The sequence below is a fragment of the Sphingobacterium sp. MAE genome (assembly GCF_056711605.1).
The window spans coordinates 4,832,570-4,858,761 of sequence record NZ_CM160044.1 but is presented as its reverse complement, the minus strand read 5'-3'; the positions used below and the strand labels follow the sequence as shown (position 1 = coordinate 4,858,761).

Genomic DNA, 26,192 nt, shown 5'->3' with positions numbered 1-26,192 from the left:
GATTTAAAATGTAAGAGATGTACCAAAAGAAATCGTCGAAGACAATGGATAAGTCTTTCCATTTCCATAAGGGCCATTGGTCGCTTCAGGGTCGTATATTTTAGAGATTTTGCTCCATGTAAGCAGGTTCTCGCCACTGACATAAATGCGCATACGCTGAATTTTGACTTTATTCAATACTGCCGCGGGCAAGGTATAGCCTAATTGTACATTTTTAAGCCTAGCGTATGCGCCACTTTGAAGATATTGGGTCTGTACCTGCTGGTTCATGCTGTTGCCCAGGTATATTTTCGGGTAATAGGCTTGTGTATTTGCTCCAAAAACAGAGGTCGTGTTTTCGGGTCTGTAATAATCCAGATGGCCTTCTAAACCTGTGGATTGCCATTGTCCGCTTCCTACTCCCCAAAAATTGGGATCGCTAAGCCAAACATCTCTTTTAGCAACTCCTTGGATAAAGGTGAAAAAATCAAATCCTTTCCAATTTAGACCGATATGAATACCAAAGTTATAGCGAGGGGTACTGTTGCCGATAATACGTCGATCGCCAGGATTGTCAAGCGTATTGGCTCCTGAATTCACTTCGTTGTCCCCATTTAGATCTTTATACATGATATCTCCTTCACCCCAATTGGCACCCCAGGTTGGTTTATTATGGGTTAACCAACTGGTCATCTCTTCATGACTATGTGCTATACCCTGCGTTTCATATCCCCAGATTTCACCTAACACTTGACCATCATAATAGGTGGATAGGGATCTGGATTCATTTGGATATTTTTTTACGCTGACTTTGTTGTCGGATAAGTTTACGCCGATACTATAGCCTAATGTATTTATTTTATCTCTCCAATTGACTTGAAGCTCCCAACCTTTATTATCCAATATCGAATTATTGGTGTTCGGTAATCCTGTTCCATATACTGCGCCGATTTCTGCAGCGGGTCCTACCATACCGTCTGTGGTACGGATGTAGTAATCAAAATTGACATCGAGTCTATTTTTAAATGCTGCAATATCCAGTCCGGCATTGACATTTTTTACTTTCTCCCAGGTCAGTGACTCACTGATCGTGCCTGGTACATAGGACACCGTGGGTTTAACGCCATTTATTAACCAATTTCCTCCATTTACGGTGATAGGCTGTGTCAAATAAAAGGGGTAATATAAGTTTGTGTTCTGATTGCCCAGTTGTCCCCAAGAGATGCGGGGTTTGATCACAGAAAAAATCGTGCTGTTGTTTTTAATAAAATCTTCTTCTGCAGCATTCCATCCTAAGGAGAAAGAAGGAAACCAGGACCAGCGCTGGTCGTTTAAAAACCGTGAAGAACCATCATATCGGAGGTTGACTTCCACCAAATAGCGGTTTTTAAAATCATAATTTAAACGGCCGAAAAATCCGGCTGTTGACCAGTCGTATACGGTAGCGGAAGTGATTTTGTCGGTCCCTCCTGCAGCTGAAATTTCTGGTATAAGGGAAGAGAATAAACCTGGACGCATCGCACCTAAATTTCTGTATTTTAGCATTTCGGTATTCATGCCCAGCATACCTTTGAAATAGTGGTGACCGGTACGTTTTTCGTAATCAGAATAAATACTGGTTGTATACATATTTTGATTTAGAAAAAATTGATTGGCTTCTGTTGCACCTGCAGTTCTACTGCCATCAAATTGGAGTAGCAAAGGATCACCTTTTACATTGTACTCGTAGACCGGGTTGATGTTACTTTGGTTGTTTTCATTTATGGTTCTAAGCCCTGCTTGCAGATAGATATTCCAATCCTTTACAGGGTGGATCACGAGCTGTCCCTGTAGATAGATGTTATCGTTGTTGGTCATGGACCGACTTCCATTGGTCAGCTGAGCCAGTTTTCCATTACGCATATAATTCCCATTGGGATCTTTAAAGGGCATCATGGGCCACATTCTCTCTATATCATGATACAGCAATCCGCCCATATCGCTGTAGTACGGATTATCCAATTTGGTTCTTGTAAAACGAGAAGTAACATTGATATCTACAAAAGGATTAAGCTTGGCATTGATCTTAGCCATGGTGTTGAATCGCTTATAATTGTCTTCGCCATATCTTAGATTTCCATTTTGATTCAGATAATTTCCTGATGCATAGTACTGTATTTTTTCAGAACCGCCATTAAAATTGATATTATTTTCTTGTGACCAGGCTCTTTTATAGTGCACGTCATACCAGTTAACATTATCGTTGGCCTTTTCATGAAATTGCCAATTTCCATTGCCTTCATTTGGAATCGTGGTGGTGGTAATTTCACCCTTTATAAACTGTTGTATACGCTCGATGGTATTGGCATCGAAAATGGCTTGTCCACCTCCATTGACCGAAGCTTCGTTAAAATAGTTTGCAAAATCATAGGAATTGAGTAGAGTGGGCATATTGATCGGTCCGGAATTTCGGAAATTATTGGTATAGCTGATCGTGGAGTGACCTGCCTTACCTTTTTTTGTGGTGATCAAGATGACTCCAAAAGCAGCGCGAGAACCGTACACGGATGCTGCTGATGCATCTTTCAAAACAGAGATACTTTCGACGTCATCTGCATTAAGATTATTGATATTGCCTTCAATTCCATCAATCAATATAAGTGCGGAGGCTGAAGATCCAGTTCCTATGGTGCCTGCTCCTCTGATATTTACATTCATCGTTTGTCCTAGCTGCCCACCTAATGCATTACTGGTGATATTTAGACCGGGAACGGTACCTTGTAAGGCTTGACTTAGATTGGTAACAGGCCTGTTTTCGAGAACTTTGGTGTCTACAGTGCCAACAGCACCGGTGAGATTACGTTTCTTTTGTGTTCCAAAACCGACAACAACAACTTCGTCTACGGTAAATACATTGTCCAGTAGCGTAAGTGTTAAGATGCTGTTTTCGGACAATTTAACGCTCGTAGGTTGATATCCTAATGATCGAATCAGAATTTCGTCGCCAAGCGAAGCCATAATCGTGAAATGACCATCTTTATCGGATTGTGTCGACGAATTTTTGTCTTTGATCTGAATAGTTGCCCCTTCAATTCCTTTTCCTGCCGCATTCAGGAGTTTGCCTTTAAAAATACGCTGCAAAAAGCTATTTACGTGATCGGCACTATTGCTTGCCTGTGACGGTATTGTTTTTTTAGCAACTTCTTTTTTAACAATGATAGCCTTATTTTCTATAACATAGTCTAAATGGTGCAATTTTAGAACTTGATCTAATACATTTTTTAGATTTTCTGCTTTGAAGTTGACGCTTAACTTCATGTGATTGATGATGGAGGTCTGTGAAATGACGTCATACCCTGTTTGTTTCTTGATTTCAAGAAAGAGGTCGGTCATTTTTATTTCCTTTTTGTTCAAAGTGATCTGCTGACTATGAACTTCTGCGTAGGTATTCATGAAGAATACGAGCATCAAAATAGGGATTAATTTCATTGATAATATCAATTTGTTAGATGGACGTAGGAGAGACTTCCACCTAAAATAATTAGGTTTTTTCATTATATTTGATTGGTTATTAATGTTTACATGGACTTTTGATGACTATTTGCCGGAGAATTGCCGTTCTCCGGTTATTTTTTTAAGTACATTTATTTTCGAATCTGTAACCTCCTTCCTGTTAAATCAAAATGTGCAGCCCCAGTTTTTTCGAAGATATCTAACACTTCATGAATAGATCTATATCGCGAAACGGTGGCCCAGATGTTAACGTCTTGTACCGGGTCGATGAACTCGATCTGTATATCATACCAATCGGCTATCTTACTCATGACTTCACTAAGGGGATCATTATTAAAAAAGAAATAACCATCTTTCCATGCTAAAAAGGGTTCCACATCGACGTACTTTACCTTTTGATTAACGCGATTGGTGGTCGTGAGCTGCTGTCCCGGAGCTAGAATAATACGGTCATTGTTGATGGATACTTTCCCTTCTAATAAGGTGGTCTGACCGGATTGATGAGAAGCTCTGACATTGAATTTTGTGCCCAGTACTTTTATTTCTTGTTGTTCGGTATGTATTTTGAAAGGTTTCATTTTATCATGTGCTACTTCAAAATAGGCCTCGCCTTGTAGCCATACTTTTCGTTCCTTGCCGGTGCTATTGGCAAAAAATCGTAATGAGGAGTTGCTGTTGAGCCATACCTTGGTGCCGTCGACAAGTACCATTTTATATTCACCACCGCGAGGAGTACTGAGGGTATTGTATACGGGCTTCTCATTTTCTGTGTGTTGAGCAGTATAGGTTAAAAACCCATCCATTGATTTGCTGATCTGTACACCTTGGATGGAAATATGATCATTGGCTTTCATTTGTTCGAGATCTAGTTTTTCACCTGTTGAAAAAGTAAGATGAGCTTTCGATGATCCGATGGCGACCGGTTGACTGTTGTTTGTGGAAGCCATATACCAACTCCCGATGATGAGCAGTAAAATTGCAGCAGCTATAGCCGTATATTTCACCCGGGCTCTTATCGGTCTGATGGTATCTTTTATCTGGAAATTGCTCATTTCCTGGAGATGCTCATAGGTCTTATTTTCAATGTTTTCTGGCAATAGGGTGTCTTTGGACTCCTGAATATACCAAGTGTCGAGGAGCTTTTTTTTCCGCAATGGAAATCGTTCCATTGCGGAGTTTTTCGAATAGTTCAAAAAGTTTATTATTCATAATTGCAAATGACCTATATCCAAGGACGGGATCAGGTTAAAAAAGAATGACAAGAGTATTAAAAAAATAAATGCGTAAACTTAAATCTGATTTTTTTTAACGCTCTGCCTATATGTGTTTTGACCGTATTAATGGAGATGTGGAGTTCTTCTGCTATTTGAGCATTGGATTTTTCTTGAAGATGACTCATCTCAAATATTTTTCTCATCTGTTCCGGTAGAAGGGATATTTCTTTTTCTACCTGTGCCAATAGGAGATCTGCATCATCCTGTTCTTGATGATCGATGTAAAAATCGGAAGGGATCGTGTGTTGAAACTTACGAACAACGACCTGATGGGCATAGATATCCAATATCTTATTTTTTACGGCTTGTACTAAATAGGATCTGGGGTTGGTTAGTTTGGTTAATTGATCTCTTTTTGACCATAAATGGGTAAAAATGTCTTGAACAACATCTTTAGCAAGATCTCCGTCTCCCAACATCTTGAATGCATGTAAGTAGAGCATAGCATAATTGGACTGATAGAGTTTGTTAAAATGGGCTCCATCATCCCGTTCTGGCGCATCATATTTATTCATGTTGTTTATTACTGATTAGGTAGCAGTTGTTCGTGAAAAACAGTACAATATTACAAATTATTTTAAAATGCACGTAAAATAAAAAATGTTGAGCTGTCATTCTATTGGATACCCTTGCCGTCTTACTTACATAATCGATATCAATTTTATGAGTTACCGTATGATGAGATCATTTTTTATTTTTCTATTCACATTCGTGCTTTTTGGTCAGTCTACCCGCTGTGGTGCACAAGAAATAATCACGCCTAATGAGCGGCAATTAAAATGGCAGCAGGCTGAATTGGGTGCAATTTTTCATTACGACTTGCATGTTTTTGATGGCAAAAAGTATAATCAAGCGCGCAATAGACTGGTTCCTGTGCCCGATATCCAAATTTTTAATCCCAGTCAGCTGGATGTGGAGCAGTGGGTATTGTCTGCCAAGGCCATGGGTGCAAAATTTGCATTAATAACCGCAACACATGAAACGGGATTTGCGTTATTTCCTTCTCAATATAATCCCTATAATGTCAGTCAATTAAATTTTAAAGAAGGTAAGGCCGATCTTGTTAAAGATTTTGTCGACGCCTGCCGCAAACATGGTATTAAACCGGGTGTCTATCTGGGGATTCGTTGGAACAGCTTTTTTGGGGTACATGATTTTGTTGTGGATGGCACGGGCGAGTTTCAGTTGGGGCGTCAGCAGTATTATAATAAGATGGTCGAAGGGATGGTGCAGGAAATCTGTACGAACTATGGTGAGCTCTTCGAAATCTGGTTTGATGGGGGGGCGAGCTCCCCGGCTAAAGGTGCGCCGGATGTGCTGCCTATTGTCAAAAAACTCCAACCGAACTGTCTCTTTTATCATAATGATGAGCTTGCTGAAGCCAGGTGGGGCGGTTCTGAATCGGGGACAGTGGGTTATCCGAATTGGTCTACTTTTACATTTCACTATACCGGAAGTGGTGAATCTGCTCCAGCAGCAATTGCGGCAAATCATTATCAGCTCCTTAAGCAGGGTGATCGTGAGGGCAAATATTTTATGCCAGCGATGGCGGATGCTCCTCTTCGGGGAGCTCAGGGTCGCCATGAATGGTTCTGGGAACCTGGTGATGAGCACACGATTTATCCGCTGCAAGATCTGCTGAATATGTACTATAAATCTGTTGGAAGAAATGCGACCTTGATACTGGGGATAACACCAGATACAAGCGGATTAGTTCCGAAAGGAGATTTCGATAGGTTGAAAGCATTTGGCGATGCGGTCAATAAACGTTTTTCTACGCCATTAGCAAGAACACATGGTACAGAAAAAATAATTCATATCACACTTCCTAAAATACAGCATGTGAATCAATTGGTGATACAGGAAGATATTAAATATGGACATCGGGTATTGTCTTTTGTGGTTGAAGCTAAAATTGGAAGCGGTTGGAAAGTAATAGACCAGGGCACCGCAATAGGGAATAAATACATGAAGTTGCTTGCAGAACCTGTCCATGCAAAATCTTTTAGGCTTCGTCTAGTGGAAACGAAAGCTACCCCTTTCATTAAAGATTTTTCAATTTATGATGTCAACTAAACGCAAAGAAATGAATAGAATAACATTACGGGATTTTTTAATTGGAGTATGTTGTATACCTCTGTTGGGACAAGCACAGCAACGTCCTAATGTCATTGTATTTATGGTTGATGATATGGGCTGGCAAGATACTTCTTATCCTTTTTATAAGGAGGTAACGCCATTCAATACCTATTATGAAACACCCCATATGGTGCAATTAGCAAAAGAGGGAGTTGCCTTTACCGATGCTTATGCTACTCCTGTCTGCACGCCATCGCGCGCTAGTCTGATGAGTGGTATGAATGCCAGCAGACATGGTATCACCAATTGGACCTCTCCATTTAAAGACCGTCCAACAGATGCCGCTGATCTTACTTTTAATAGACCCGAATGGAATTATAATGGATTAAGCCCCGTTAAAAATATAAATAATACAGCTGTTGCTACCACTTTGCCTCAATTACTTAAAGATAACGACTACTTCACGATCCATGTGGGTAAAGCCCACTGGGCATCAGCCGGTACTCCGGGTTCAAACCCTTATTCTATGGGTTTTGTTGTGAACGTTTCTGGTACATCTACAGGTAGACCTGCAAGTTATCATGGTCGGGATAACTTCGGAAGGTTAACGACAGATTATCACGGTACTGAAAATCTTCAGGAATATTTTGGTCAAGATATCTTCCTGACAGAGGCCATTACGCAGGAAGCGTTGAAAACACTTGATTTCCCCATTGCACAAAAACAACCTTTTTTTCTGAATCTGTGCCACTATGCCCTTCATGATCCGTTGATGCCCGACCCTCGTTTTTATCAAAAATATGTAGATAAAGGTCTTTCAGAACAAGAGGCGAAATATGCCTCTATGATTGAAGGGATGGATAAAAGTTTGGGTGATGTGATGACGTATCTGGACAAAAAAGGGATCGCAAATAATACGTATATCATCTTTATAAGCGATAATGGTGGCTTGACACTCCCGCCTTCTAGAGGAGGGAAAGCATATACCCATAATAAACCGCTCCGGTCTGGTAAAGGTTCTATTTATGAGGGTGGGATCCGTGTGCCTTTAATCATTAAGGGACCGCATGTCCAGCAGGTTGGTCGAAGGGTCGGTGAGCCTGTAATAATCGAAGATCTATTTCCTACTATACTGGAAATGACACAAACAACAGGTGAAATACAGCAGATTGTGGACGGTGAAAGTATGGTACCTTTATTGAAAAGTAGAAAAACGGTTGATCAGAATCGATCCTTAATTTTTCACATCCCGAATAAATGGACGGCAAATGATGGTGACGGATTTAATTTTAGATCGGCCATTAGAAAGGGAGATTTCAAATTGGTGAAAAATATACGAGATCAGTCATTAGAACTCTATCATCTTGCAGATGATATCGGAGAACGTAATAATTTAATTGACAATAGGAAATACAACAAGATCAAACAAGAACTGATAAGTGAACTAGAGCGTATATTGACCAACAATAGCGCGCCAATGCCTGTTCGTAAATAAATATTTTGAGTAGCATTGCTTTTATTAGATGGAGTGACGGCTGGACCATATGTCGACAATCTAGATGAACTCGTCTTCATATATAAAAAGCCTTAGATCGAATTGACCTAAGGCTTAAAGATAAACATGGTCAAATAATTCAACTTTTAAATTTAGATATTGATTTTAAATTTTTACATATAGGCCAAAAATAATTCAAGTATTAGGCTGGAACTATTGACCAAGATATCGTGATGCATAGATGCCCAATCTGGACCAGCACTAAAATAAAGATATACAAGTACAGTTCAAAATAAGAAAAGCTCTTTCACCTGCTTGAAAGAGCTTTTACAAAGAAATATACGCTATAAAGCTAACTATAGCTAATATCAAGATATACTAAATCAATTAGATCTGATCAAGAATATTAAAATTCCGTGTTTCTATCCGAAGTTATCCAGTATTTTGTACGTCAATATGGTGTTCATCATACGTTTTTTAAAAGAGCAAAATAATGAGGAGCCCAGGCTCCCCGATTTCCAGTAACCCTTGTAGCGACCCAATTGGAGCCTTTATAATTTAAAATTGTCTATTAAATTTTAATGGTCGTGTTTCGGAAGTGGTGTAGCGGGTAGAAGATGATTCATGTATCTATGTGATAAAACTGCAAATAATGAGGTCAGGTTATTATTTTAACGATTACCGATAAGAGATCCATAAAAACGGCCTGATCAATTGATCAGGCCTTTTCTATGGATAAGGAGATTATTGTACATCCCAGAATATTCTTCCTTCTGTCTTATTCTGTTCGAGATATAATGGATTAGCAATCAATTTATTTAATGCATCATTATAATTGTTATTATTTGCCGCGTTTGGTACCGGTAGGGTAGATCTTCGAGGTATTAAAAATGTAGTGCCTCCAGATTTTATCTCATCTAAGAAAGCAGTACCATCTGCAGGATTAGCTTGTGTAAAAGTCTTAAATTTAGGAAGGCCTGTCCGTTTCCAAGTAGCCCACGCTTCTTCGGGTCTCATAAAGAAATTGACCCAAGCTTGTGAAATGATTAATTCCAATTTATGCTGCTGGCTTCCGGTGTACTGTACTTGTGGCTGTGCCAGGTACTGATCGATCTTTGTATTGTCTATCGGATTGTAATCGGAAGCTGTATTATTTGCGGCGGCAAGAACCTTCATTCTCACTCCCCATTCTTGATACTGCTCCATAGATGCTCTTATTCCAGATTCATACCATGTTTTTGCATCTTTTCCACCTTTTGAAGCACCTGCTTTCTCTGAAATTTCGGCCATCATAAAGCATACTTCCGCATAGGTGATCTGCGGAGAAAATAATTTCATCTCATCATTATTGTCATATCTCGGGTAGTCGATATTTCTTGCCCCACCAGCGGTTTCTGCATTTCCTCCATTTTTGACAAAATAACGGCTTTGGATCTGAGAAATAGCACGAACGGTATAACTTACAGGTCCTGTGCTGGTCGTTTCGTTAAAACTCACATATTCGTTATATTTTTCATCGGTAGACAAGTCGGGTGAGGCTGGCCTGCCAATATATCGGTCTGTATATAATTTGTAGGCAGCATCAGTAATGTAGTTCGGATGATATTGCTTTAATCTAGCTTCAACGGCGTCATTGTCTGGATTATTATTTCCTGTACCAAATCCGTTTCTTCTCACAAGAAGCGGAAGCCGGGGATCACTATTCGATTCCAGAAAGGTGACAAACGCATTACTTGCTAAATATTGGTATGTCAATACAGCTGTATCCCAAGTATCGTTATTGTGTTCGATATTGTGGTAATAGATACAGGATTCAGCATTTGATGCTATCAATCCTCCTGGATTTGCGAGTACATCGGTGAGTACAGATTGAAAATGAGCATTGTCTACTTTTTCAAATCGTTGCGCCATTTTTATACGAAGGGTATTTCCAAATTTAATCCATTTATTCACATCTCCTCTGTAAAAAAAATCATTATTACCTAGCGCGATCTGATCTGCAGGTTTAGAATTCAGTAACGCAACGGATTCTTTAACCAAATTATCAAATAACTTGTAATTTTCCTCGTACATATCATATTTGGGCGTGCTATTTCCTAATAATCCCTGCAATGCGTCGGCGTATGGAGCAGCACCATGGGTGTCGAAGACCAAGAAAAGCTTGATAGGTCTGCAGTATTTTGGCAATTGCCGCAATATTTTTAAAACGGTCTTTATCAATTCTATTTTCAATGACTGTACTGATCAGATAATTGAGTTTATTTCCATAATTATTATAATAATAATTATAATACGGTAGATATGGTGTAGGGTTTTTGCTTGCCGTTGGGTTTGCATAAATGGCGTCAGACCCACCATTGTTGCCGACAATATATTGCATCAGCTGCATGACACCACTGTATTTACCCGCTAAATCTCCGCGGGATGCATTATTCCAGTTTAAGGTCGCATTGGTGAATACAAATTTTGGATCGGTCGACACTAACAGTTCTTCGTTTGTATTCATCTCAACCATATCTTTTTTACAGCTTGCTAAAGTCAACGAGAAAAGACTAAAGAGCATTATTCTATTTATTTTTTTCATGATTTAATTCTTTTAAAATTTAACATTTAAGGAAACCGAGAAACTTCTGGAGTAAGGTACACCGCCATATTCATATGGAGTCAATGGGTTATTGGATTGTATGGATTCAGGATTCAAGCCAGCCTTTAATCCATTATAAATGTAAAATAGATTTCTTCCCGTGATCCCCAATCGCGCATATTCTAATTTGAATTTCTTCGTTAGTGATGCGGGCAGTTTATATCCAATCGTTATTTCACGCATCATGATCCATGAATTATCCATAATCGGGTCCTCCACATTGGCTCCCCACCCATAATTATAAGCATAGAAACTAGAAGCCATCATCGGATTTATTAACCCTGATTCTACCGCTTCCTTATAAGTCATTCCACCGACTGCTACCGTTTTGCTCGGATCCAATTTGGAGGGTGCTTGTGTTCCTTCTTTAAATACGCCATCTAGCATAATACCGTCATAAACAGTATTCCCTTTATAATCTGTTCGCGCAATGCCACCATGCGCTTGATCTCGGCCATAAAGTGATTCTTCAAGTGCTCCTCGTCCCATCGCATACTTATAGGTGTGGGAGTAAAACTGTCCACCTATACGTCCATCTGCCTGAGCATAGAAGTCGAAGTTTTTATAGTATAAACTGGTGTTAAGACCTCCAATGAAATCGGGTTCAATTTTTCCCAGAACTTTTCGTTCAGGCTTGCCCATATCTGCTTCGGTGCTCCAATAATAGACATAGGCAGGATTAGGACTGCCCGTTTTACCTCCGTATTCCAGTATTCTTTTTCCATTGTTTGGATCATTGGGATTACTTTCATTGTTGTATAGGGCTGGTGCAGATGCATAAGTATTATTATATCCAGAAGTAATGACTCCAAAATCGCCACCTTCGTAAGCCCATATCTCTGGTCCCGCATCAACTGAACTCATTAATTGCCATTCTTTGATGTCGGGATGCAATTTTTTGATCTTACCTCTATTGACCGTGTAGTTGAATTGAACATTCCAGCGTAAGTTTTCATTTTTTATCGCATCTACGTCCAACATCAGCTCAATACCTTGATTTTGAATATTTCCGGCATTTATTCTTCGTGTTGAGGATCCTGATTCAATCACATTTCCTAGCGTTAATATTTGATTGAAAGTATTAGTCTTATAGTAGGTGAAATCAATGCCAAATCGATCCTTTAAGAAACGGATATCGGTTCCGAGTTCTATGGATTGCTGAATTTCAGGTTTCAAATCTGTATTGGGTATACTGGATATATTAGGATTGGCTGAGATGATGCTGTTTTTATCCTGATCATATATCGTAGACTGGTTAAATCCTCCTGCACCCACACTTGTGGCATAGGCGGCAGACCCCATTCCTACTCTTGACCAAGACGCTCTTAATTTTCCAAATGAGAACGCTTCAGGAAGTTTGTCCCAAAGGTATCTGTAAATACCCAAGAGGCATTGGCAGATGGATAGAAAACAGAGTAGTTATTTGTTCCTGCTGTGATCCATGTTGGATAGAGTAAGGACGAGTTCCAGTCATTTCTAGCAGACATTTCTAAGAATAATTGATTTTTATAAGCTAAGTTCAGCACTGCAAATACACCAAGAACTTTATAATTCCCTTTTGTATAATTGTAAGTTGGATAAATGGTATTGACAGAATTGGAGAAAGCAAATAAGCCAGGAACCACCAACCCGCCATTTGTATTTTTACCCCAATTTTCATTAGCACCGTTCCCGTACATTTCTGACGCTACCTTTAAGTTGGTCGTTAAATCGCCATTTAAAAAATCCTTACTGCCATCCAGCATAAATAGGAAGTTATAATTATTACGTCTGCTACCATTAACCGCGTAATATCCGCCATTGCCTAAATATGGACCTGCACCATACTGTTTATTTGTGGTCAAGGTGTTGTATGTGGTGTAATTGGCTTGAGCTGAAGCTCGGATGTTTTCTGTTATTTGCGCGCGCAATGCCACATTCCCAATGATGCTTTCTTCATCCCTTACCTCATTATAATAATCGAGTCGGTGTAAGAAGTTGGCGAGTGTTCCATAGACTGATTGCGATTTTACAGCGTTTGTGACTGGATCGCGGTATTGTTTATAAAAGCTTGCCAAATCTAAGCTTCTAGGCATATAATAGGTGGTTAACAAGCCTAAATTTTGTCCTTCGCGATAAAAACCTTGATCATAGGCATTCTCGGCAGCTGATTTTGCATAGTTAATACCAAAATCAACCGAAAATATATCGTTGATCTTTCCACTAGACTTTAAACTCAGGGCATCTCTTTTAAATGAATTATTCTTTAAAACGCCTTTGTTGTCTGTGTGCGAATACGAGATTCTGAAAACAGCTCTTTCGTTACCGCCGTTGATCGCAAAGTTGGTATTGGAATAATGGCCGTCTTGATAGAGTGCTTTCCAATTATCTTTCTGTGGAGAAAACGGTACTTTTTCTCCATCGGTATAATACTGGTCGACGAGCTGTCCTTCCATAGCTGGACCAAAATTTGAAGTCGAGGTATTGGGATTGCCCGAAGGTAGAAAGTTTCCCTCATAACCATTGCCGACACTACCTGCTCCAAATATGTTTTGTAGCTTGACATGCGGTGCATAAATTTTTTGGATTTGATAGTTTTGAGAAAAATCTATTCCCAATCCTTTGCGTGCCATTCCCCCTTTGGAAGTAATAACAACTGCTCCGTTTGCACCTCGAGATCCATATAATGCGGTAGCGGCGGCACCCTTCAAGATATCAATGCTCTCATAGTCATCTGGATTTAAGTTTTTTAACTGCGACCCCCAGTCTTTCCCACCATAGGTGTCTGTAATGTTGTTTTCCATAACAATACCATCGACAACAAAAATCGGAGAGTTGTTTTTGTCGAGAGATTTTGCTCCACGTATGGTGATGCTTGACGATGACGTAACTCCTGATGTACCGACAGCATTGATGTTCACTCCTGCTACTTTACCTTGTAGAGCATTGACAACATTCACCGCATTGACCCGCTGAATTTCTTCTGGTTTCACACTGCTCGCCGCATATCCCAATGCGCGCTGTTTTTTGGTAATACCCATCGCGGTCACGATCACTTCATCTAAAGCGCCAGCATCTTCTTCTAGCGTCATGTTAATCGTTTTAGTTGATCCGACAATAAGTTCGGATATTTTAAACCCGACGTTTGAAAAACGCAGCGTTTCACCCTGCGCTGCCTGAATCGTAAACTGACCATTTGCGTCTGTCTGTGTGACGCGGGTTGTACCTTTTACCGCTACCGTTACCCCCGAAATAGGTCCTTTTGCGTCTGTTACTTTTCCGGTAATAGACTGCTGTGCAAATAGGGAAGAGGCACTAAATAGGGTACATAAGGCCAAACCCGCACTTTTTTTGTAAAAATAACTCATAATAATTGGTTGATTGTTGTGGTTAGTTTTTGTGAAATAGTGTTTGTAAAAAGTTGTCTATAATAAAGGCTGAAGTACCTAGACTCTGAGCCTGTTTGTTGAAATCAGAAATTTTGAGCTGCGTTGCCTGTGCTAACCTGGGGATACAGAATTCGTTGATTGCAGTCTGTATCTGCGGAAGCAGTATTGTCCCTGCACGAGCGCCTCTTCCACTAATAATAATAGCTTCCGGATTGAGGATATGGATAAGTGTCGCAATGCCCTTTCCTAACATATAACCTATTTTGCCGAGGTGGGCAACGGCCAGCTGATCCCCGTTTAATGCACTTTCTAGCAGAGCGTCGCCTTGAACCAATAGGTTATTATAGTGCTCGCTTTCTAAACTTGATTTTTCTCCAGAATGGATGGCGGCCTGAACATTCTTTATTGCTGCAGTCAAGGAGGCCTCAACTTCTAGGCAACCCTTTTTTCCGCAGGAACATAATTCATTGCTGTTACTCAGTGGGATATGGCTAAATTCTCCGGCATATCCACTTGATCCTTTAAATATGTGATCATTGACGATCATACCTAGCCCCACTCCCCAATTGAGATTGATCACTAAAGAACTTTTAATATTTTGAGCTGCTCCAAATTTTTGTTCGGCGAAGGCAATACAGGTAGAGTCATTCTCAATAATAGTAGGTACCTGAAAATGATCGGATATTGTCTTCTTGATATGGTATAGTACAGACTGCTTGTCAAAGGAATCATTGATACCCTTGTCGGTATCCACAAAGCCTGGCATACTGATCCCTATACCCAGGAAATTAGTCAATGGAATCTTTGACTCGCTTATTATTTCCTCTGTCAATGCAATGATGAGTGATAAAGCGCTATCGTTGTCTGATAAAGGATTATAAAAATCAACTTTTTCGACGATGATACTGTTTCCTAAATCAAAAATATAAACGGATGTATAAAATTGATCGAGCGAAATCACAAGTGTATAAGTGTCTAAATTGGTGTTTATTTTAAATTGAACAGCTCTTCTGCCCCCTGTAGAGGTTGCAAATTCATTACCTTCTATGAGCTCCATCTGTAACAAAGACTGGATAGACTTTGTAATAAGCGGTACACTTTTATTAAATGTTTTACTCAATTGTGCAATGGACTGTAACTTTTGAAAGTACAGCGCCTTTATAATTTGGTTATTCATAATTGGATTGGTTTTCCGTTGAGATGAAATTACAATAAATATTATGAATGACATAACACTTATAGGTTTTTTTTAAAAAGTTTTTTTTCTTCGTGCCAGAATTTCAGAAATAGAGGCTCTTTTATCTATTTAAAACTAATTTGCATACCTTTAATAATTTTTTTTGAAATGCTTTTTTGTAACGTTTTACTCAGGTTTATTATTATGTTATATATAATATTTTTGAAACGCTCATATGAGCACCATAAAACGATCATTTTTTAATATAAATTGGTGTTGAAAAATTTACATAACAGGAAAAATGTCATTGCCTCACACTTTTTTATAATCTGATCGGGGTAGTCGACCGATGAAGTTTTTTATTGTGCTCACGCGCTGAGCAGATGAATGTCTTTATTAATGCTGGATGAAAATTTATGGTTTAATTCGTTGAGTGATTCTTAGAATATTAAAATGCGCTTTGTCATATGCTTTTGGATAGGCTGGATCAACACTTAATTATAATAGCTGATCTTGCTATAATGGTCGATAGGTATCTCCTTCATACTCAATACTTATAAAAAGGTGCGTTTTCTTGCGTATTTTATTTTTTATGCTTATCCTTACAGTAAAATAGAATAGTAAACCATTTATTTTAACGAGTATAAACCATTATAGCCCCATTAAAGTCCTGTTTAAAAACGGACGGAAAGGGTATAACTAAGCTTACATGATGATGAAAACCGGTCAATATATCTTTGGATTTTGCATACTATTGCTGCTTGTCCAACCTCTTTTTGCGCAAATCCGTACAGGTGCGGATCAAACTTCTGAATATCTCGACGATTTGAAAGGGAAAAGAATTGGTATGGTGGTCAATCCTACTTCACGAATCGGAGATCAATCCAGTGTGGATAGCCTGATCGCACTTGGGGTCAATATCGTGAAAGTATTTGGTCCGGAACATGGCTTCCGTGGCGATGTCGGCGCAGGGGTAAAGGTGACAGATGCCATCGATCCGAAGACCGGGGTCAAAATCGTTTCTTTATATGGTAAGACCAATAAGCCGACTAAAGAGATGCTGGAAGATGTGGATCTGATGATTTTTGATATTCAAGATATCGGTGTTCGCTATTTTACGTATATCGGAACCATGCACCGTGTCATGGAAGCTTGCGCCGAGCAGGGGAAAGAGCTGTTGATCTTAGATCGACCTAACCCTAATGGATACTTTATCGACGGACCTATTTTGGATATGGCGTTCAAATCAGGAATCGGTATGCATCCTGTGCCTGTCACCCATGGTATGACCGTCGGGGAATATGCGCAGATGATCAATGGGGAAGGCTGGCTGGCAAATGGCGTGCAGTGCAATATCAAGATTGTGCCAGTGGCAAACTATAGACACGACATGGAATATATACCGCCTGTACATATGTCTCCGAATATCAATACCTATCAGGCTGTCCTGTTATACCCCTCGACTTGCTTATTTGAAGGTACAGTGCTCAGTGAAGGAAGAGGCACTCTATTTCCATTTACCGTGATTGGTGCGCCTGAATTAAAGGATATATATGATTTTTCGTTTACGCCAGTCCATATACCCAATATGAGCGCAACCCCCATTCACCTCAATAAAGCATGCTATGGCTTGGATTTAAGAACAGTCGATCTACAAAAATTAAGAGCATCTAAACAAATCGACCTTTCGTGGTTGATCGAGACCTATCAGAACTATCCGAATCAAAAAATATTTTTTGATCATAAGCAAAGTAAAGAAATTGTCGTATTTGATAAGTTAGCGGGGGGACCTGCGCTAAGGGAGGCTATTATTGCGGGTCAGTCTGCGGATGAAATTCGTAAAAGCTGGGAACCAGGACTAGCGACCTATAAAGAAATGAGAAAGAAATATTTAATTTATGATTAATGTTAGTCCTTTACGATACTTGGTCACTTCGTAACTCTGTCACTATTGGTAGAGTTAGAAGGTTAGATAGTGAGTGGGTTAGTTAGTTAGTTAGTGGGTTAGATAGTTTATGTCATATTAAACCGATGATATCATCTCCAATTTTAAGATCCTTATGGGTTGGAATAATTGTTTTATTTTGCACACAGCTGTATGGACAGGTGCAGGATAAACGCATTAGTGGAAAGGTTGTTGATGAGAACCGATCGCCTATATCATTGGTTACGATCAGCCTGTATGATCACACTGAAAAGTTAGTTTTGAGTACTGCAACAGATCGTTTGGGGAAATTTCAGATGAAATTTGATCAAACAGGACGCTATTTTGTAAAAGTGAGTCATATGGGCCATCAAGAACAGCAGTCTGCAGTTTTTGATGGGGCAACGATCGATCTGGGGACCATTATGCTTAAGCCAGTGGCCAGTACATTGGCAGAGGTGACTGTGGAAGGAAAGAAAAAACTGATCCAAATCGACGGTGGTACACTTATTTACCATGTCGACGGCACGATTGGAGGACAGGATGTTTCTGTTTTGGAAGCATTGAAAAGAGCTCCAGGTGTCTATGTTGAAAATGAAAGTGACATTACGCTCCATGGAAAAAGTGGGGTGCAGATTTTATTGGATGGTCGTCAGACTTTTCTTTCTGGAAAAGAATTGACAGATCTGTTAAAATCATTGTCATCCAATAATCTCAAGTCCATTGAAATCATCAATAGCCCAACGGCTAAATACGATGCTACCGGATCAGCAGGTATTATCCATATTAAAACGAAAAAAAATCAAGTAACAGGGCTTAATGGTACGATCAGCAGTACTGTAGCGTATGGTATCAGTGCTAAACAGCTGCAAAATGTAGCGCTCAATTACCGCAAAGACAAATTAAATGTATACGGTAATTATAGCCATACTTTGGGCAATTACCACTATTTATACGGCACAAATCGTCAGCAAAATGGAAAGGCCTATGATAGCCATACGGATGATGTGGATAAACGCCAGAAAATGTCTACGCAGGTGGGGGTGGATTATAATCTGAACGATAAAAATACCATCGGTTTTATGGCAAACGGTAATTTTATCTTTGGAGGGGGGATCACCGATACCCGGACAGCAATCAGTACCCTGCCGTCCTTCGTGATGGAAGAAACCCTAGATGCTATCAATGATTATTATGGACAAGGTACTGCTCGTTATCATGTTAACTTCAACTACAGATACGAAGATACGCTGGGCAGGAGTTTGAATATCGATGCGGATTATGGTTTTTTTGATAAGTGGAATAAAAATTTACAATCCAATACCTACCGCGATGCGCAACAAAGCATTTTTCAGGAAAATCTATATCGGACGCTCAATGGAATCGATATCGATCTAAAAGGAATCAAAATAGACTATGGTACGAAGCTCTGGCAAGGTAAGCTGGAAACAGGTTTGAAATATTCGAATGTGGGTTCTCGAAACAATTCGAGGTTTTATCATGTAGGTGCTGCCGCTGATAGTTTGGATAATCGACGCTCCAATGATTTTCATTTTGATGAGCATACCTCCAGTGCTTATGTGGATTATAAACGAACGCTAGGAAAATGGTCGCTCCAGGGTGGATTAAGATTAGAAAATTCGCGTTCAACAGGCCAGTTATTTTACAAAGAGAACGGTGCGGATCTGGACGATGAAATTAATCGTAATTTTACCAATCTCTTTCCATTTTTTTCTGCTACCAGACAGTTTGGTGAACAGCAGACCCTTTCTTTGTCCTATGCCAAACGGATCGAAAGACCAGCTTATGCCGATCTGAACCCGTTTATTTATATGCTGGACGAATTATCTTTTTGGCAGGGAAATCCGTTTTTAAGTCCATCGCTCACCCATCGCTTTACAGCTTTATACTCTTTAAAAAGTGCCACGGTGATCTCGTTTAACTTTGCTTATACGGATCAGTTGAATGCGAAGGTAACGGATACGCTCGATAGCGATAAAATGGTGATGATCAGCAAGAATGTAGGTACTCAAAAACACTGGTCGCTATCGCTGACACAGAATTTTGCACCTAAACCGTGGTGGGATCTTACTTTTAATGGTCTTTTTTATTATATCCAAAATGATGTTTCTTTTGATCAGTATAGAAATCTGAACTTGCAACAGACAGCAGGTCGTGTGAGTTTAATACAATCTTTTAAGCTGCCTTATAAGATGAAAGCCGAACTGGCGGCTGTCTATCATTCAAGACGTCTCAGTGGTGCCAATACGCTGAGCAGGGCTGTTAGTCAGGTTGATATTGCTTTTCAGAAAACGATGCTACAGGATAAAGCGACGGTCAGGTTTGCGATCAATGACATCTATAAAGGGAATCAAAGTAAGTACACGCAAAATTTCCCTGGATTTGTTTCGAATAGCTATGGTTACTACGAGTCCAGGCAGGTGCGGTTGAGTTTCAGTTATCGATTCAGCAGTGGAACGGCAAAAGCACAACGCGCACGGAAATCGGCATTGGAAAGTGAAACTGGAAGAATTCCCTAATTATACCACATCAGTTGAGGATTTATTCAGGCTTATGGTGCTAAATCGATCAAGATAGCACCTATTTTGTTACATTTCTAATTTTTGATCTTTTTTAAAAATTTGGACGTTTAATGCCTAATTATACCTGTTTTTCTTACTTTTCATGTACTTTTTAGCTTAAAATTGAAATAACATTTCATTTATTTTTTGTACATTAGTATAATATGGAATTAGCAAATATTACAAAAGAGCGGCTTGTAGAAGCTCAAAAAAATGGATATACTGCAATTATTACGAAGTACAATTCAAATCCTTTGGATCCCATCTGGATCTTTGAAAAGGTAAAAAAAGATCAATTTTTTCAATTTTCGGAAGACCTTCAGGACACGTATCAACTATGTTACCCCATCTCGGATGCTATTGAAACGGTAGAAGAATATCCGTTTATAGGAAAATTAAAATTACCGGATTAAAGATGGCGCATGAGGTCGGCCTGATATGAGGGGATGATGAGATTAAATCATAAAAAATAATATCAATATCAAGACGACGAACAATAAAATAGCCTTCTAATAAAAAACCCGCAACATCGAGCTGTTACGGGTTTTCTTTATATAAACCCTATTATGAATAGAAAACTATACATAATGGAAGATAATAAAAAATATGATCACTAGCAAATATAGTGAAACATATTAGGATTTTCGGGTCCTCACAATTGATCTTTTTTGTACGCTGATCTTTTAAATACATGCTCTCTAGCCAGTACCTGACATAAAGCCTTGCTGATGAAAATAGCATAAGTGATTTGAAATGGGGTTGCGAACTTTTGGTTGATGGCAAAGATGATGTTAAAGCGATCGGTGGTGGTTATGTGCCTGTATGAGTCCTAACTACAGAGTTATTTTATAAAACGGATAGCACGATTTTTAGAAACCAACGACCGCAAATTGGTCGGATGGGACAAAATTTTGGAAGGTGGATAGCCTAAAAATACTCGATCAATACCTTAGCACGGGTATATGCTAATGATCCCTACCCTCGGGCACTGACGGCAGTGCAACGCAAATAGGTAAAAGGCATACAGCTGGCGCTGTGGAATGAATTTATTCCAAATCGAAACCAATTGGAATATATGCTTCTGCCCGCAGCGGAAGTGGCGTGGTCAAAACCGGAAAATAAAAATTTCGAAAAATTTATTGAACGCTTGAATCTGGGACATTTTCAGTCTTGGAGCTGGAAAGGTTGCACCCCCATTATTATACACGTTAAATTCGCCTTTTCTCCCTTTTCTATTTTGATAAGCGGTGTATTTTTTGTTAATTTTGAGTTGTGTCATACATAACACTAACAACCTAATTTGCTATATATGAAGTATTTTTTATTATTATGTTCCACTTTTTTGATGTTCTGTTTGGGCCACGCGCAGAGCCGTACAGAAATTCTCCTGGATAAAAATTGGAAATTCTCCCGAACTGAAGATCCTACTTTCACACAACCTGCCTTTGATGATCAAAAATGGCAGTCTGTGCGCATTCCTCATGATTGGGCTATTTATGGGCCATTTTCATCAACAAATGACAAGCAAGTCATGGCTATTGCCCAAGATGGACAAAAGGAGGCTTTGGAACACGCTGGACGTACTGGCGGTCTGCCTTTTGTTGGCGTTGGACAATATCGGACGCAATTTAGATCACCTGAATTTACGAAGGGTAAAAGAGCTCAGTTGGTATTTGATGGTGCCATGAGCAATGCCCAGGTATATATCAACGGGCGGAAGGTAGGCTATTGGCCGTATGGCTATAATACTTTCCATTTTGATGTGACGGAATTTCTTTACTCGGATGGTGCCGAGAATACGTTGGCGGTTCATCTGGAAAATCTTCCACAATCATCACGATGGTATCCTGGAGCCGGATTATACCGCAATGTGCATTTAATCATTACAGACGATATTCATATCCCCGTTTGGGGTACACAGGTCACCACGCCAATTATTAAAGAAGAATATGCCCAGGTGCAGATCAAAACAAAAATTAGAACAGGCAATGGACAAATAAGCAGCTATACGCTAAAAACAGTTATATTAGATGCTAAAGGTAATACCGTCGGGCGTATTTCAACCGATCTATCGGCTTATGATGATCAAATTTTTACGCAGGAAATCAGGGTTGATCGTCCGGCACTATGGGATTTAGACCAGCCTCATCTGTACCGTGCTGTATCACAGCTGTATGGTGATGCACAGCTGAAAGATGAGGTGGAAACCCCATTTGGTATCCGCAGTATAGCGATTATTCCTGATCAGGGCTTTTTCTTAAATGGAAAGCGCCTGAAATTTCAAGGGGTATGTAACCACCATGATCTTGGGCCGTTGGGGTCTGCTGTCAATGAAGCTGCCATACGTCGACAAGTGCGTATAATGAAGGATATGGGTGCAAATGCCATTCGAACTTCACATCATATGCCTGCTCCGGAACTGGTTCGTATCTGTGACGAAATGGGCATGATGCTGATGATCGAAACTTTTGACGAATGGAAAATACCGAAGATGAGCAATGGATACAATCGTTATTTTGATGAATGGGCGGAAAAGGATTTAGTAAATGTTATTCATCATTATCGCAATAATCCATCTGTGGTGATGTGGTGCATCGGAAATGAAGTGGAAGAGCAGAGTGTCAAGACGGGGGCTAGAGTGTCGCGTTTCTTGCAGGATATCTGCCACAGAGAAGACCCTACGCGTCCCGTGACAAACGGTATGGATAGACCCGATGGCGTTTTATTTAACGGTATGGCAGCATCTTTGGATGTCGCAGGATTTAATTACCGCCCGCATCGTTATCAGGAAGAATACGAACGTCTCCCGCAGCAGATTATTTTAGGAACAGAAACAGCATCTACCCTGAGTTCAAGAGGAATATATAAGTTTCCTGTACAACGAAGATCGATGGCAAAGTACGATGACCATCAGGCATCTTCCTACGATATGGAGCATTGTGGCTGGTCTAATCTGCCTGAAGATGATTTTATTCAGCACGAAGATCTACCTTATACGATCGGCGAATTTGTTTGGACAGGATTTGATTATCTGGGCGAGCCGACTCCTTATTATACGGACTGGCCAAGCCATAGTTCCTTGTTTGGTATTGTCGATTTGGCCGGTATCCCTAAAGATCGTTATTATTTGTACAGAAGCCATTGGAATAAAACGGCAAATACCTTGCATATACTGCCGCACTGGACATTTCCGGGACGGGAGGGTCAGGTGACCCCTGTATTTGCCTATACCAATTATCCGACAGCTGAACTCTTTATCAATGGGAAAAGTCAAGGTAAAATAAGTAAAGACACTTCGGTCACACTCTTTAATTCAAATGATAAAACTGTTGATAGACAAAAACGGTATCGCTTGATGTGGATGGATTGTAAGTATGAACCAGGCACAATAAAAGTAGTTGCTTATGATCGAGACGGCCGTGTCGCAGCAGAGCAGGTGGTCCATACAGCCGGCAAGCCTCACCGTATTCAGCTCAAGGCAGATCGTAAAAACCTGAAAGCTGATGGAAAGGATTTATCTTTTATTGAGGTCAGTATGGTTGATAAAGATGGAAATTTGTGTCCAGATGAAACACGTGAAATACAATTTAAAGTGAAAGGTTTGGGCCAATTTAAGGCTGCAGCTAATGGAAATCCAGCCAGTCTGGAGTCTTTTCAATTGCCTTTTATGAAATTGTTCAGTGGCCGACTGACAGCTATCGTCGAATCTTCGGAACACTGTGGGAAAATCATCTTCGAAGCCTCTGCGAAGGGTGTTAAATCTGCTAAGCTAGAGCTGATATCCGAATAGATAGATCACCTGCAGTAGCGATTTGAATGGAGGTCAAACCGCAGCGTTCTAGACTTGTGCTCCCAATTTTATGCCTACCGAAAGCCTGATTTATTGATCAGGCTTTCGCTTGATAGGAACTGATCACTCCGGCAGTCCCTCATGCGCTGAATAAAGGAATAATGAGCCCATAATCACGATGATGTGCTAAATCAATAAATATTTCGAAATAGCTGTTTTATACTGCACGAGTATCTATTTAAACGGTTAACGAATTACTCGTATTTTTTGCAGCTGCCACCGGGCATGCTAATTTGTAGGAAATAATTATTTTCATCAAGTGCGATCGTATGCTGAAGTTAGCGGGCAACCACTTCACTAAAAGTCTTGATCGAGTGTTCTCGATATGCAACCGCTATGACAAACAAACCCTCTTCTTTCCAAGATGTGATCACTTGTTGTCAAGATGTGATCCAAACGTTAAAAGATAGACCTCCTGAACGTCAATAAGAGATGACTTTATGGCATCAATTTCTGATTTTATAGAAATTGTTGTCCCACATTTGCCGTTTCTTGTCCCACATTTTGATTTGCTGTCCCATTTTGTCCCACATTTCGATTTGTACTCCGATTCGATTTTATGTTTGCTTCATGATGTTCGTCCGGAAGGGCATCAGTTATCATTTATTTATTCATGGAGCAAGAGCTCAAAAAAGTAATGACTATGAGAAAGAAAAAAGTAATCTTAGACTACTCACAAATTAACGATGATGGGTTTAACACGTTGGTTGGAAAAGTACTGGACTGCCTGAAAGATCATGCGGTCCTGGTTGATTTGCCTGTAAGTTTGGAAGATCTTCAAAGTCAAGCAGATGATTTTAAGGTAAAGTGGCAGAAAGCAAGCCGCGGCGGCAGTGTGTTGGAAATTGCAGAGAAGAATGATAGTAAAAGGATCGTGGCGGATAGTCTTAAAAAGACGGCATTCTACGTTAATATGGTAGCCGATGGATCGCGTTCCATCTTATTGAGTTCGGGTCTTATCTTGGAAAGTGATGCTAAAACAGCACAGATCCCGGTGCAAGTGCAAGGTGCTGCACTTGTCGATGGTAGACAGAGCAATCAAATGCAAGTCAAATTTAAGCCGATCAAAGATGCTTTGTTGTACGAGTACCAGGTGACGAGTGATTTAGATCAGTTTGATCAACCTGTATGGGGGGAAATCTTTCAGACGAGTACGAGCTATGCTAATATTTTCTCTCCGGTAAAGCCAGGTTTTACCTATCATTTAAGGATACGTGCGCGTAATCGAAGAGGTATCGGGGATTGGTGTGAGCCCGTTCGTCTAACAGCACGCTAAACGATTGATATGGCGAAGATGCTGGTCAAGCGAATCAGACAGGGGAACAACAGTACCCTGTCTGAAATCTATGTCGACGATGTGATGATTAGCTATGGTCTAGAAGATGCGGTAAGGGAACGTAAAATAAAAGGTGAGACTGCGATTCCTGCTGGTGAATATCCGCTTATATTAAATACCTATGGCGCCATGAATGCGCGATATAAACGTAAATTTCAGGCCGTACATCAAGGTATGGTGGAGATCAAAGAGATCCCGAATTACAGCTATGTATATATCCATATCGGAAACAATATCGGTGATACGGCAGGTTGTCTGCTGGTCGGACAAAGCTGGGAGTTGATCGAAGGCGATTATGAACTTCGACGTTCAAAAAAAGCCTATATCGCTCTTTATCAAAAGCTGATCAAGCTCATGGCGAAGGAACAGGTTTTTATAGTGATCAGTAACGAAGTGAACAAGTGACGGAGTGATCTATTCATAAACTCCTGCTTAACTATCTAACCGTCTAACTATCTAACCGTCTAACTATCTAACCGTCTAACTATCTAACCCTCTAACTTTAAAATAACAATGAAAAAAATTATCAAAAAAATAAGTGGAGCTATCCAGGTGATTTTGCTTGCTCCGATCCAATTGCCAGGTAAATTTATCCATATCATCAAGTATATTGGTCTTGGACTTGGTATAATCGAATCGGTCATTACGGACAAAGATGAACAGGGGCAAAATAGCGAGGAACCAGACTGTAAAACTACGCCTGCACAATTGCTTTCTGATGGTGATGATTTAGTGCCTCCTGCTAAGGAGAGTTCCGAATCTAAAAATGTATCCGGTCGTGTGATACGATACGATCTGGAAACTGGTAAGGAGGTGTCGGATGAAACCGAATGATATCCGGCTATCGGCATGGGGAGGTACGATATGCTCCATATGGGGAAGTTTTACTTTTGGAGACCTGTTACAGACCATAATCTTAGCGGCTGTGGGGACGCTCGTTAGTTTTGTGACCAGTCGTTTACTGGGGAAATTGACCAGACGTAAGTAGCCAA

The 26,192-nt window shown here is 40.0% G+C and carries 19 protein-coding genes; 10 read left to right on the top strand and 9 right to left on the bottom strand.

The annotated features are described in order from the left end of the window. Positions 1-3 precede the first annotated feature (3 nt). The 3 genes from AC06G9_RS20645 to AC06G9_RS20635 form a co-directional block, all read right to left on the bottom strand. On the bottom strand, positions 4-3,447 hold the full coding sequence (locus AC06G9_RS20645; RefSeq protein ID WP_480957074.1) for a TonB-dependent receptor: 3,444 nt from the start codon (positions 3,445-3,447) through the stop codon (positions 4-6). 155 nt (positions 3,448-3,602) lie between these two features. After that, a complete protein-coding gene (locus AC06G9_RS20640; protein WP_480957073.1) occupies positions 3,603-4,664 on the bottom strand; it encodes a FecR family protein in 1,062 nt (353 codons plus the stop codon). 74 nt (positions 4,665-4,738) lie between these two features. After that, positions 4,739-5,260 carry an RNA polymerase sigma-70 factor gene (locus AC06G9_RS20635; protein WP_281046656.1) on the bottom strand — a complete coding sequence of 174 codons (522 nt, stop codon included), beginning with the start codon at positions 5,258-5,260 and terminating at the stop codon, positions 4,739-4,741. Between the two features lie 160 nt (positions 5,261-5,420). Between AC06G9_RS20635 and AC06G9_RS20630 the strand changes: the two genes are divergently transcribed. Then, positions 5,421-6,821 carry an alpha-L-fucosidase gene (locus tag AC06G9_RS20630; protein ID WP_480957072.1) on the top strand — a complete coding sequence of 467 codons (1,401 nt, stop codon included), beginning with the start codon at positions 5,421-5,423 and terminating at the stop codon, positions 6,819-6,821. Positions 6,822-6,831: 10 nt separating this feature from the next. Further along, positions 6,832-8,319: a sulfatase gene (locus AC06G9_RS20625; RefSeq protein ID WP_480957071.1), complete on the top strand. Its 1,488-nt coding sequence runs from the start codon at positions 6,832-6,834 to the stop codon at positions 8,317-8,319. Positions 8,320-9,063: 744 nt separating this feature from the next. Here AC06G9_RS20625 and AC06G9_RS20620 read toward each other — a convergent pair. From AC06G9_RS20620 to AC06G9_RS20600, 5 genes are read right to left on the bottom strand one after another with little or no spacing between them, the layout of a single operon-like run. Further along, positions 9,064-10,506 carry a SusD/RagB family nutrient-binding outer membrane lipoprotein gene (locus AC06G9_RS20620; protein ID WP_480957070.1) on the bottom strand — a complete coding sequence of 481 codons (1,443 nt, stop codon included), beginning with the start codon at positions 10,504-10,506 and terminating at the stop codon, positions 9,064-9,066. After that, positions 10,409-10,903 carry a hypothetical protein gene (locus tag AC06G9_RS20615; RefSeq protein ID WP_480957069.1) on the bottom strand — a complete coding sequence of 165 codons (495 nt, stop codon included), beginning with the start codon at positions 10,901-10,903 and terminating at the stop codon, positions 10,409-10,411. Before AC06G9_RS20615 ends, AC06G9_RS20620 begins: the two co-directional genes overlap by 98 nt. A gap of 12 nt (positions 10,904-10,915) precedes the next feature. Then, the gene (locus AC06G9_RS20610; protein ID WP_480957068.1) at positions 10,916-12,349 is read right to left on the bottom strand and encodes an outer membrane beta-barrel protein; all 1,434 of its coding nucleotides are present in this window, start codon (positions 12,347-12,349) and stop codon (positions 10,916-10,918) included. Then, on the bottom strand, positions 12,289-14,310 hold the full coding sequence (locus AC06G9_RS20605) for a TonB-dependent receptor plug domain-containing protein (protein ID WP_480957067.1): 2,022 nt from the start codon (positions 14,308-14,310) through the stop codon (positions 12,289-12,291). The genes AC06G9_RS20610 and AC06G9_RS20605 overlap by 61 nt, the downstream gene beginning before the upstream one ends. 22 nt (positions 14,311-14,332) lie before the next feature. After that, complete coding sequence (locus AC06G9_RS20600) at positions 14,333-15,508, bottom strand: ROK family protein (RefSeq protein WP_094773309.1); 1,176 nt, start codon at positions 15,506-15,508, stop codon at positions 14,333-14,335. A gap of 712 nt (positions 15,509-16,220) precedes the next feature. Between AC06G9_RS20600 and AC06G9_RS20595 the strand changes: the two genes are divergently transcribed. The 4 genes from AC06G9_RS20595 (at position 16,221) to AC06G9_RS20580 (ending at position 23,804) form a co-directional block, all read left to right on the top strand. After that, positions 16,221-17,414 (top strand): exo-beta-N-acetylmuramidase NamZ family protein, encoded by a 1,194-nt coding sequence (locus tag AC06G9_RS20595; protein WP_480958198.1) that lies wholly within the window; start codon positions 16,221-16,223, stop codon positions 17,412-17,414. 125 nt (positions 17,415-17,539) lie between these two features. Then, positions 17,540-19,972, top strand: a complete 2,433-nt coding sequence (locus AC06G9_RS20590; protein ID WP_480957066.1) for a TonB-dependent receptor — start codon at positions 17,540-17,542, stop codon at positions 19,970-19,972. 206 nt (positions 19,973-20,178) lie between these two features. Beyond that, positions 20,179-20,427: a hypothetical protein gene (locus tag AC06G9_RS20585; RefSeq protein ID WP_045753003.1), complete on the top strand. Its 249-nt coding sequence runs from the start codon at positions 20,179-20,181 to the stop codon at positions 20,425-20,427. Positions 20,428-21,323: 896 nt separating this feature from the next. After that, positions 21,324-23,804 carry a glycoside hydrolase family 2 TIM barrel-domain containing protein gene (locus tag AC06G9_RS20580; protein ID WP_480957065.1) on the top strand — a complete coding sequence of 827 codons (2,481 nt, stop codon included), beginning with the start codon at positions 21,324-21,326 and terminating at the stop codon, positions 23,802-23,804. Between the two features lie 519 nt (positions 23,805-24,323). Here the strand turns inward: AC06G9_RS20580 and AC06G9_RS20575 are convergent. After that, positions 24,324-24,467, bottom strand: coding sequence for a hypothetical protein (locus AC06G9_RS20575; protein ID WP_293926887.1), 144 nt, complete (start codon positions 24,465-24,467; stop codon positions 24,324-24,326). Positions 24,468-24,507: 40 nt separating this feature from the next. On the opposite strand from AC06G9_RS20575, the gene AC06G9_RS20570 reads away from it, so the two are divergent. From AC06G9_RS20570 to AC06G9_RS20555, 4 genes are all read left to right on the top strand, one after another. Then, a complete protein-coding gene (locus tag AC06G9_RS20570; RefSeq protein ID WP_480957064.1) occupies positions 24,508-25,140 on the top strand; it encodes a fibronectin type III domain-containing protein in 633 nt (210 codons plus the stop codon). 9 nt (positions 25,141-25,149) lie between these two features. After that, entirely contained in the window at positions 25,150-25,605 is a 456-nt protein-coding gene (locus AC06G9_RS20565; RefSeq protein ID WP_248755325.1) for a DUF5675 family protein, read from the top strand. Positions 25,606-25,713: 108 nt separating this feature from the next. Next, the gene (locus tag AC06G9_RS20560; protein WP_480957063.1) at positions 25,714-26,034 is read left to right on the top strand and encodes a hypothetical protein; all 321 of its coding nucleotides are present in this window, start codon (positions 25,714-25,716) and stop codon (positions 26,032-26,034) included. After that, positions 26,021-26,188 (top strand): hypothetical protein, encoded by a 168-nt coding sequence (locus AC06G9_RS20555; RefSeq protein WP_293926898.1) that lies wholly within the window; start codon positions 26,021-26,023, stop codon positions 26,186-26,188. Before AC06G9_RS20560 ends, AC06G9_RS20555 begins: the two co-directional genes overlap by 14 nt. Positions 26,189-26,192: the final 4 nt, after the last annotated feature.

Excerpts from the sequence above, each read along its gene's own strand:
- AC06G9_RS20615 (WP_480957069.1), bottom strand. The coding sequence starts at position 10,903 with ATGAAAAAAATAAATAGAATAATGCTCTTTAGTCTTTTCTCGTTGACT.
- AC06G9_RS20575 (WP_293926887.1), bottom strand. The coding sequence starts at position 24,467 with ATGATAACTGATGCCCTTCCGGACGAACATCATGAAGCAAACATAAAA.
- AC06G9_RS20630 (WP_480957072.1), top strand. The coding sequence starts at position 5,421 with ATGATGAGATCATTTTTTATTTTTCTATTCACATTCGTGCTTTTTGGT.
- AC06G9_RS20605 (WP_480957067.1), bottom strand. The coding sequence starts at position 14,310 with ATGAGTTATTTTTACAAAAAAAGTGCGGGTTTGGCCTTATGTACCCTA.
- AC06G9_RS20585 (WP_045753003.1), top strand. The coding sequence starts at position 20,179 with ATGGAATTAGCAAATATTACAAAAGAGCGGCTTGTAGAAGCTCAAAAA.
- AC06G9_RS20560 (WP_480957063.1), top strand. The coding sequence starts at position 25,714 with ATGAAAAAAATTATCAAAAAAATAAGTGGAGCTATCCAGGTGATTTTG.
- AC06G9_RS20625 (WP_480957071.1), top strand. The coding sequence starts at position 6,832 with ATGAATAGAATAACATTACGGGATTTTTTAATTGGAGTATGTTGTATA.
- AC06G9_RS20645 (WP_480957074.1), bottom strand. The coding sequence starts at position 3,447 with ATGAAATTAATCCCTATTTTGATGCTCGTATTCTTCATGAATACCTAC.
- AC06G9_RS20565 (WP_248755325.1), top strand. The coding sequence starts at position 25,150 with ATGGCGAAGATGCTGGTCAAGCGAATCAGACAGGGGAACAACAGTACC.
- AC06G9_RS20600 (WP_094773309.1), bottom strand. The coding sequence starts at position 15,508 with ATGAATAACCAAATTATAAAGGCGCTGTACTTTCAAAAGTTACAGTCC.
- AC06G9_RS20570 (WP_480957064.1), top strand. The coding sequence starts at position 24,508 with ATGAGAAAGAAAAAAGTAATCTTAGACTACTCACAAATTAACGATGAT.
- AC06G9_RS20580 (WP_480957065.1), top strand. The coding sequence starts at position 21,324 with ATGAAGTATTTTTTATTATTATGTTCCACTTTTTTGATGTTCTGTTTG.
- AC06G9_RS20635 (WP_281046656.1), bottom strand. The coding sequence starts at position 5,260 with ATGAATAAATATGATGCGCCAGAACGGGATGATGGAGCCCATTTTAAC.
- AC06G9_RS20595 (WP_480958198.1), top strand. The coding sequence starts at position 16,221 with ATGATGAAAACCGGTCAATATATCTTTGGATTTTGCATACTATTGCTG.
- AC06G9_RS20590 (WP_480957066.1), top strand. The coding sequence starts at position 17,540 with ATGATATCATCTCCAATTTTAAGATCCTTATGGGTTGGAATAATTGTT.
- AC06G9_RS20555 (WP_293926898.1), top strand. The coding sequence starts at position 26,021 with ATGAAACCGAATGATATCCGGCTATCGGCATGGGGAGGTACGATATGC.